6 protein-coding genes and 1 pseudogene are annotated in these 7,617 nt (G+C 76.8%); 2 read left to right on the top strand and 5 right to left on the bottom strand.

Annotation, left to right across the window (positions count from 1 at the left end; all coding sequences use genetic code 11):
• Window positions 1-1,077 (bottom strand): annotated as a pseudogene (locus Q7L73_RS23970) (hypothetical protein); the annotation flags it as partial.
• Window positions 1,078-1,322: 245 nt separating this feature from the next.
• Here Q7L73_RS23970 and Q7L73_RS23965 point away from each other — a divergent pair.
• Window positions 1,323-2,303 (top strand): response regulator transcription factor, encoded by a 981-nt coding sequence (locus Q7L73_RS23965; RefSeq protein ID WP_304693100.1) that lies wholly within the window; start codon window positions 1,323-1,325, stop codon window positions 2,301-2,303.
• On the opposite strand, the gene Q7L73_RS23960 is transcribed toward Q7L73_RS23965, so the two are convergent.
• Window positions 2,234-3,034 carry a response regulator transcription factor gene (locus tag Q7L73_RS23960; protein ID WP_304693098.1) on the bottom strand — a complete coding sequence of 267 codons (801 nt, stop codon included), beginning with the start codon at window positions 3,032-3,034 and terminating at the stop codon, window positions 2,234-2,236. The two genes, Q7L73_RS23965 and Q7L73_RS23960, sit on opposite strands and share 70 nt — an antisense overlap.
• A gap of 38 nt (window positions 3,035-3,072) precedes the next feature.
• Between Q7L73_RS23960 and Q7L73_RS23955 the strand changes: the two genes are divergently transcribed.
• Entirely contained in the window at window positions 3,073-3,660 is a 588-nt protein-coding gene (locus Q7L73_RS23955; protein WP_304693096.1) for an RNA polymerase sigma factor, read from the top strand.
• Window positions 3,661-3,692: 32 nt separating this feature from the next.
• Here Q7L73_RS23955 and Q7L73_RS23950 read toward each other — a convergent pair whose 3' ends face one another.
• From Q7L73_RS23950 to Q7L73_RS23940, 3 genes are read right to left on the bottom strand one after another with little or no spacing between them, the layout of a single operon-like run.
• Complete coding sequence (locus Q7L73_RS23950; protein WP_304693094.1) at window positions 3,693-4,634, bottom strand: zinc-binding dehydrogenase; 942 nt, start codon at window positions 4,632-4,634, stop codon at window positions 3,693-3,695.
• Window positions 4,635-4,644: 10 nt separating this feature from the next.
• Window positions 4,645-6,441: a CocE/NonD family hydrolase gene (locus Q7L73_RS23945; RefSeq protein ID WP_304693092.1), complete on the bottom strand. Its 1,797-nt coding sequence runs from the start codon at window positions 6,439-6,441 to the stop codon at window positions 4,645-4,647.
• Window positions 6,429-7,595: a mandelate racemase/muconate lactonizing enzyme family protein gene (locus Q7L73_RS23940; RefSeq protein WP_304693090.1), complete on the bottom strand. Its 1,167-nt coding sequence runs from the start codon at window positions 7,593-7,595 to the stop codon at window positions 6,429-6,431. The genes Q7L73_RS23945 and Q7L73_RS23940 overlap by 13 nt, the downstream gene beginning before the upstream one ends.
• Window positions 7,596-7,617 lie beyond the last annotated feature (22 nt).

The raw sequence follows: 7,617 nt of genomic DNA, 5'->3' as shown, positions 1-7,617 counted from the left end.
GGCGAGCGCCGCCGTCGCAAGCCGCGCCGCCGGCCGCCACCCGACGACGGCGCCGGCGCCCGAGCCGGAGCCCGCGCCACCGCCCGCGCCCGCCCCGGAACCGCCCGCGCCCGCCCCGGAACCGCCCGCGCCCGCATCGCTGCTGGCGCCCGTGTCGCCCGCCGCGAGCTGGTTGGCGAAGATCCCGCCGCCGGCTCCCCCGACGCGGAATGCCGCGACCGCCTGCGCGTTGCCGGCGACGGCGAGCGCGGGGGCGTCGGCGTCGGCGGTCACGCGCTCGGCGCCGAGCGACGACGGGCTCAGCTGGGAGGCGGCGCCGAAGCCGGAGCTGAAGACCCGCCGCGCCCAGATCCGCGCGACGCCGTCGGCGTCGGGCTCCTGCCAGGCGACCGCCGCCGCATCCCCCGCGCCGACGGCGAGCGCGGGCGTGTTCGCGGCCGTCGGGCGGCGCATCGTCACCTGTCTCGGCGCGCGGTTGACCGCGCCGAGCGACGACCAGGCGACGCCGTTGAAGCGGGCGATGCGGACGTCGACGAGCGCGTCGCCGGTTCGCATCGGCGTGCGGGTCGTCGTCACCAGACCGGGCGTGAGCGGGTCGGTCACGACGCGGTAGACGACCAGCGCCGCGCCGCTCGGCGCGATCGCCAGCGACGGATCGGCCACCGCGCCGTCGCCGACGTCGTCGATCGGCTGCGGCTCGCCGAAGCCGCTCGCGCCCGGCTGCAACACCGCCGCGACGAGCCGCCGCCGCAGCGTCGCGGCCGCGCCCGGCCGCGCTGCGACCGAGGTCCACGGCTGCACCCAGGCGGCGATCAGGCGGCCGCCGCGGCCGGCGGCGAGCACGGGCGCGGTCGCCGGGCCGAGCTGGCCGGCGTCGGCGCGGACCGGCGCCTGCCAGCGGCCGCGGGCGAAGCGCGCGACGAAGACGTGCGGCTGGCCGTCGACCAGCTTGCGATAGACGACGCCGCCGCTGCCGTCGGCGGCGAGCGCGGCGCCGCCGACGTCGAGGATGCCGGCGGCCGGCCCGTCGAGGACCGCGCCGGGCTCGATCGTCGCGCCCGCGGGCGGCGTGAACACGAGGCACGCCGCGCACGCGCAGACGGCCGCGCGCATGCTGAGGTGGAGAGAGCGGCGCATCGGCGAGGACCGCCCAGGCTACGGTCGCAAGTCGCGCCGGAAAAGAGTTTCACACCGCTGTTACATCGCCCCGATTTGCCGTTCGACCGGCCCTGGGCGCCGCGGGATGGTGTAAACATTACAAATCCGGTCGGGTTTGCGAAGTATTGCCCGCCGGGCCGTCAAACCGCTCACGACAGAGGCCCATGTCGCAGACGCTCGATCGCATTCCGGCACCCGCGCCGAGACCAGAGCTGCCTGGCGCGCTCGTGCTCGCCGCGCGGCCGGCGCGCGCACTCCGGATCGCCGTCGTCGCCGCCGACGACGGCCGCCAGCTCGTCGCCGCGCTCGGCGCGGCCGCCCGCGGGCGCGGCTGGACGCTCGTCGCGCTGCCCGCCGGCGCGCCGCCACGCCCGTCCTCCCCACTCGACGCCGTCCTCGCCGACGCCACCGCCCCCGCCCCGCCAGCAGACGCCGCCGCGTCCGGCCCGCCAGCCCACGCCACCGCGCCTGCCCCGCCAGCCGACGCCACCGCGCCCGCCCCGGCAGCAGACGCCGCCGCGTCCGGCGACGCCGCCCCAGCCGCGGCCGCCCAGCGCGCCGACGACGCCCTCGTCACCCGCGCCTGCCGCGCCGCGCGCGCCGCCGACGCGGCGCTGATCGTCTGCGCCCCGCGCGCCGAGCCGCGTGAGCGCGTGCGCGCGCTGCGCTCCGGCGTCGACGGCTGGATCGAGCTGCCCTGCCACCCGCACGAGCTGCTCGCGCGCGTCGCCGCGATCGTCCGCGGCGGCGAGCGCGGCGGCGCGACCGCGACCGCCGCGACGACGCCCGCCGGCGACGTCGTCCACGCCGGCGACCTCGCGATCCGCAGCGACCGCTGGCAGGCCTACGCCGGCGACGAGCCCGCCGGCCTGACGACGCGCGAGTACGAGCTGCTGGAGCTGCTCGCCCGCAACCAGAGCGAGGTGTTGACGCGCGAGCGCATCTACGCCGCCCTGTGGGGCGGGACGATGGCGCGCGGCGACCGCATCGTCGACGTCTTCGTCAGCCGCGTGCGGCTGAAGCTCGAACGGGTCTCGCCCGGCTGGCGTTACATCCACACGCTCTCCGGCGTCGGCTACCGCTTCTCGCCGCGGGTGGCCGAGCCGCTGTTCGCGGCCGCGTCGACCTCCGTCCGCTCGGCGTGAAAGCGGTAGCCGACACGCAGCTGGGTGTGGACGTACGCCCAGCCGGGCGAGACGCGCGCGAGCTTGCCGCGGACCTTGCGCACGTAGACGTCGACCGAGCGGTCGCCCGCGACCATCGCGTAGCCCCACACGCGCGTGTAGACGTCCTCGCGCGCGAGCACCTGGCCGCCGGCCCGCGCGAGCGCGTGGACGACGCTGAACTCGCGCGCCGTCAGGCCGGCGTCGGCGCCGCGCGCCAGCACGCGCTGGGCGCGCGGGTCGATCTCCAGCTCGCCGGCGCGGATCGGCGCCTCGTCGGCCGGCGCCTCGGACCGCTCGCGGCGGCGGACGGCGCTCTCGACGTGCGCAATCAGCTCCTCGGGATGGCGCGGCTTGGCGAGCCAGTCGTGCACGCCCAGCTCCAGCGCGTGGACGCGCTCGGCCATCGTCGAGGCGCCGGCGCAGGCGACGATCATCAGCTGCGGCAGGTCGCTGGCGACCCGCGCGACCCACGGCAGCGGATCGGGGCGCACGCCGACCGGGTCGATCACGAGCGCGTCGAGGCGCAGCTGCGCCAGCCGCGCGCGCGGCACCGGGCGCACGAGCACGTGGCACTCCCAGCCGCGCCGATGGGCGCGCTCGGCGACCGCGCGCACGAACGCGGTGTCGTGATCGAGCATGCCGACACGCAGCGCCCGCGCCCCCTGCTCCCCTGCGATCTCGCTGCCGGTCATCGTCCCCCGCTCGTTCATCGGCGCCCCACCGACGTAGATGCGGGAGCGGCCGAGCTGTGACGGCGACGCGCGCGCTGCGGCCGCCCCGCTCCCCGCTCGCCCGCTCGCGCGACGACGCCGCCGCCTTCGCGGAGGTCTACGGCGCGCTGGAGCCGAAGCTGCGGCGCTGGTTCCTGCGCCAGACGCGCGACGGCCATCTCGCCCGCGAGCTGACGGCGGAGACGTTCGCGAAGGCGTTCGAGAAGCGTCACGGATTCCGCGGCGACAGCGAGCTGGAGGCGGCGGCATGGCTGTGGGCGATCGCCCGCAACATGCTCAACGCGCACTGGCGCGAGCGCGAGCTGACGCGCGCCGCCGACCTGCGCCTGCGCGCCTTCAGCACCGACAGCGTCGACGAGCGGCTCGCGCGCGTCGAGCAGCTCGCGACCGTCGCCGCGCTGCGCGACGAGCTGCGCGAGGCGCTGACCGCGCTCGCGCCGGCGCAGCAGGTCGCGATCCGCATGCGCGTGCTGGAGGAGCGCGACTACGACGAGATCGCGGCGCTGCTCGGCGTCTCCAGAGAGGTCGCCCGCGCGCGCGTCTCGCGCGGGCTGCGGGAGCTCGCCAGCTCGCGCGAGCTGCGGCGGGGCGTGGCGGCCTTCTGACGCGGGCCGCGCCGCCCTCGTCGCGTCGCGCGCTAGACGACCAGCAGCGTCTTGGCCGCGGCGCCAGGGCCGTCGACCAGCTCCATGAAGGCCTCGACGCCCTCGCGCAGCGGCACGCTCGTGACCCACTCGGTCGGCAGCGACGGCAGCAGCGCGAGCGCGGCGCGGAAATCGCGGTCGACGTAGGCGAAGGTACCGAGCACGCGCTGCTCGGCGCGCACGAGCGCGAGGCCGTCGAAGCCGGCGTCGGGCTCGTGCAGGCCGATCCAGACCGCGCTGCCGCCGGGCCGCAGGCGCTCGGCCGCGATCCGCCGCGTGCCGGCGCTGCCGACCGCGTCGACGACGACGTCGAACTCGCCCGTCAGCTCGCGCTCGGCCGTGATGCCGGCGCGTGCGGCGGTCGCGAGCCGATCGTCCGACAGGTCGCAGACGATCACCTCGGGCACGCCGAGGTGCTTGGCGACGAGCGCGCTCGCGAGCCCGAGCGTGCCGGCGCCGATCACGCCGACCCGCTGCGGTTGCGGGTCGTGGCGCTGGGCGAGCCGCAGCGCGTGGAAGGCGTTCGCGAGCGGCTCCGCGAGCGCGGCCCGCTCGGGCGACAGGTCGCCGGCCGGGTGGAGGCAGCGCTCGGGCACCGCGACCCGCTCGGCGAAGCCGCCGGCGCGGTGGACGCCGAGCAGCGCGCGCGTGCGGCAGAGGTTGGCCTCGCCGCGCAGGCAGAGGTCGCAGCGGCCGCAGGAGATCAGCGGGTTGACGGCGACCGCCTCGCCCGTGTCGAGGCGGACGCCGGCCAGCTCGTGACCCATGATCAGCGGCGGCACGCGGAACGGGCTCTGGCTCTTGAAGCCCTCCAGCTCGGAGCCGCAGATGCCGACGGCGCGGACCTCGACGAGCACCTCGCCGTCGCCGGCGACCGGCTCGGGGACGTCCTGCAGCTCGAGCGTGAGCGGTGCGGTGTAGACGATCGCTTGCATGGTCAGTCTCTCAGGGGATGAAGGGCAGCAGAACTCGCGACCGTCGCGTCGCTGAGTGGAAGAGCAGGTGCCGCGCGGGGCGCGGCGGGTGCACGTCGAAGCGCGGGAAGCAGGAGGCGGCGACCTCGACGCGCAGGCGGCGGCCGGCCGGCAGCGCGACGCTGGTCGCGCCCAGCTCGACGCGCACGCGCGCGGGCTGCTTGCCGTCGGCGCCGGGCTCTCCGGCGCGCACGCGCGCGATCCCGTCGGCGACGTGCAGCGCGCGGCCGTCGGGCAGCAGCTCCGACAGCGCGACGCAGAGGTCCCCGCCGGCCGCGTCGAGCGCGACGTGCAGCTCGGCGGCGAGCGGCCCGGTCAGCTCGGCGGGCTCCGTCAGCGGCGCGCTCTCGAACACGAGCACGTCGGCGCGCGCCTGGTTCGGACGCCGGTCGCGCGGTCCGGAGCGGAGCGTGACGTCCTGCCCCGGCAGGAAGGTCGCGCCGGCGATCGCGGGGACCGGGTCGGCGGGGTCGTGGTGGAGCACGGACGGAGCGGCCTCGCCCGCGTCACGCGCCGCGCCCTCGCCGCGCGCGTCGGCCTCGGCCAGCGCGCCAGCGCCCGCGCCGGGCACCGCGAATCCGCCGCCGGCCTCCAGCCCCCACGCCTCGACGCGCATCCCCGCGGGCGGCCACTCCTGCTCCTCGCGCCAGGCGTCGCGGCCGAAGGTGTACAGCCGCACGGGCGCGCCGGGCGGCTGCTCGCCGCGCAGGACGGCGGCGAAGAAGTCGAGCTGGAGGCGGCTGAGGTCGAGCGCGGCGCGGGCGGCTCTGCGGCCGAGGAAGCGCTCGCCGAGCGTGTCGCCGAAGGCGGCGTGGGTCCAGGGGCCGACGATCAGCCGCTGGCCCGCGCGCGCCTCCGCGGTCGCCGCGCCGGCGCGCAGGCCGCTGAAGTTCGCCAGCGTGCCCGCGAGGAAGATGTCGTGCCAGCCGGCGACATGGAGCGCCGGCGTCGTCATACGCGCATAGCGGTCGCGGATCGACCAGCGTTGCCAGTACGCGTCGCGGGTCGGATGCGCCAGCCACTCGCCGAGCCACGGCGCCAGCTCGGCCAGCTCGGCCGCCAGCGCCTCCGGCCCGCGCGCGAGCGCCGCGTCGGGGTCGTCGGCGAGCGCGGCGAAGCGGTCGGCGAGGCGGCGCGCGGCCGCCGGATCCGCGTCCGCCAGCCGCTGCGCCAGCGCCGGATCCGCCGACGCCAGCTGCGCCGCCGCCGGATCGCCGCAAGCCAGCCGCCGCGCCAGCGCCTCCGGCGCCAGCCAGCCGAGCGCCCAGAAGCCGGCGAAGCCGAGCTGGAAGGCGCCGCCCTGGTGGCTCCAGCCCTCCCAGTACTCGGCCGCCGTCATCTGCGGCGCGACGGCTGCCAGCGGCGGGGGCACACGGACCGCCGCCAGCAGCTGCGTCGCGCCGACGTAGGAGCCGCCGTACATGCAGACGCGGCCGTCGCTCCACTCCTGCGCGGCGATCCAGGCGATCGTCGCCTCGCCGTCGTCGCCCTCGGCGGCGAACGGCTCGAACGCGCCCTCGGAGCCGCCGCTCCCGCGCACGTCCTGGATCACGACCGCGAAGCCGCGCGCGACCGCCTTCAGCGGCTCCAGCCCGGCGCCGGCGATCGCCGCGCCGCTGTCGCCGCGCCCGTACGGGGTCCGCTGCAGCAGCGCGGGCACGCGCCCGCCGCCGGCCGGCAGCCACAGGTCGGCGCGCAGCACCGTCCCGTCGGCCATCGGCACGGCGACGCCGCGCCGCACGATCGCGTCGTGCGTCAGATCGGCCACCGGAAGCGGTCCATCACCTCGGGGTCGGGCTCGACGCCGAGGCCGGCCTCCTGCGGGATCTGCGCCTTGCCGTCGACCATCCGGATCCCGGGGCTGACGAGGTGGCGGCTGAGCTCGCTCGGCTCGACGCAGTACTCGCAGATCAGCGCGTTCGGGATCGCCGCGAGGAAGTGCAGCGAGGCGGCGGCGTTGAGGTCCGTCGTGAAGGTGTGGTTGGCGACCGGCAGCCCGCGCTCGTGCGCGTCGCCGGCGATCAGCATCGCCTGCGTCAGGCCGGTGCGGGTGACGTCGATCTGGACGACGTCGATGCGGCCCTCGTCCATCAGGCGACGGAAGCCCTCGCGCGTGCACTCTTCCTCGCCGGCCGCGATCGGCAGGTCGACCGCCTCCGCGACGCGCCGGTAGCCGCGCAGGTCGTCGGGATGCAGCGGCTCCTCGATCCACAGCGGGCGGAACTGCTCCAGCAGCTTGATCCGCTGGATCGCGGTCTTCGCGTCCCACGCGAGGCCGGCGTCGATCGCGACGTCGACCTCGTCGCCGACCGCCTCGCGGATCGAGGAGATCAGCGCGACGTCGGTCGCGGGGTCTCTGCCGAACGGCTCCCAGCCGAACTTGACGGCGGTGAAGCCGGCCTCGACGGCGGCCCGCGCGCGCTCCGCGTTCGCCTCCGGCGTGAACTGGAACATGTTCGAGGCGTAGGCGCGGATCTCGGTCCGGTGGGCACCGCCGAGCAGCGTGTGGACGGGCTGCCGCAGCAGCTTGCCGGCGAGGTCCCACAACGCGATGTCGATCCCCGCCATCGCGTGGATCACGACGCCGGAGCGGCCGACGTACAGCGTCGCCTCGTACATGTCGTGCCACAGCCGCCGCACGTCGAGCGGGTCGCGCCCGACCAGCAGCTCCCGCAGCCCGCGCGCGATCGTGTGCGACGCCGGCGAGTCGACGATCGCCTTCACGACCAGCGGGCTGGAATCGACCTCTCCGTACCCGGTGACGCCGGCGTCCGTCGAGACGCGGATCACGAGCGCGTCACGCGAGCTGTCGGTGCGCGCCTCGTCGAAGTCGGGCAGCCGCAGGTAGATCGCCTCGACGTCGGTGATGCGCACGCCGGAGTCGGTTCCCTCGCGACGGATCGCGGGTTCGGTGATGCTCACGGAGGTCCTTCCTGGTGGTGTT

The sequence above is a fragment of the Conexibacter sp. CPCC 205762 genome (assembly GCF_030646155.1).
In the GTDB taxonomy this organism is placed as follows: domain Bacteria; phylum Actinomycetota; class Thermoleophilia; order Solirubrobacterales; family Solirubrobacteraceae; genus Conexibacter.
Note: the sequence above shows the minus strand (reverse complement) of the source record. Positions and strands in the feature narration are given on the sequence as shown.

What these genes read in the sequence shown, in the direction of transcription:
- Q7L73_RS23965 (WP_304693100.1), top strand. Translation starts at nt 1,323, where the DNA reads ATGTCGCAGACGCTCGATCGCATTCCGGCACCCGCGCCGAGACCAGAG.
- Q7L73_RS23960 (WP_304693098.1), bottom strand. Translation starts at nt 3,034, where the DNA reads ATGAACGAGCGGGGGACGATGACCGGCAGCGAGATCGCAGGGGAGCAG.
- Q7L73_RS23950 (WP_304693094.1), bottom strand. Translation starts at nt 4,634, where the DNA reads ATGCAAGCGATCGTCTACACCGCACCGCTCACGCTCGAGCTGCAGGAC.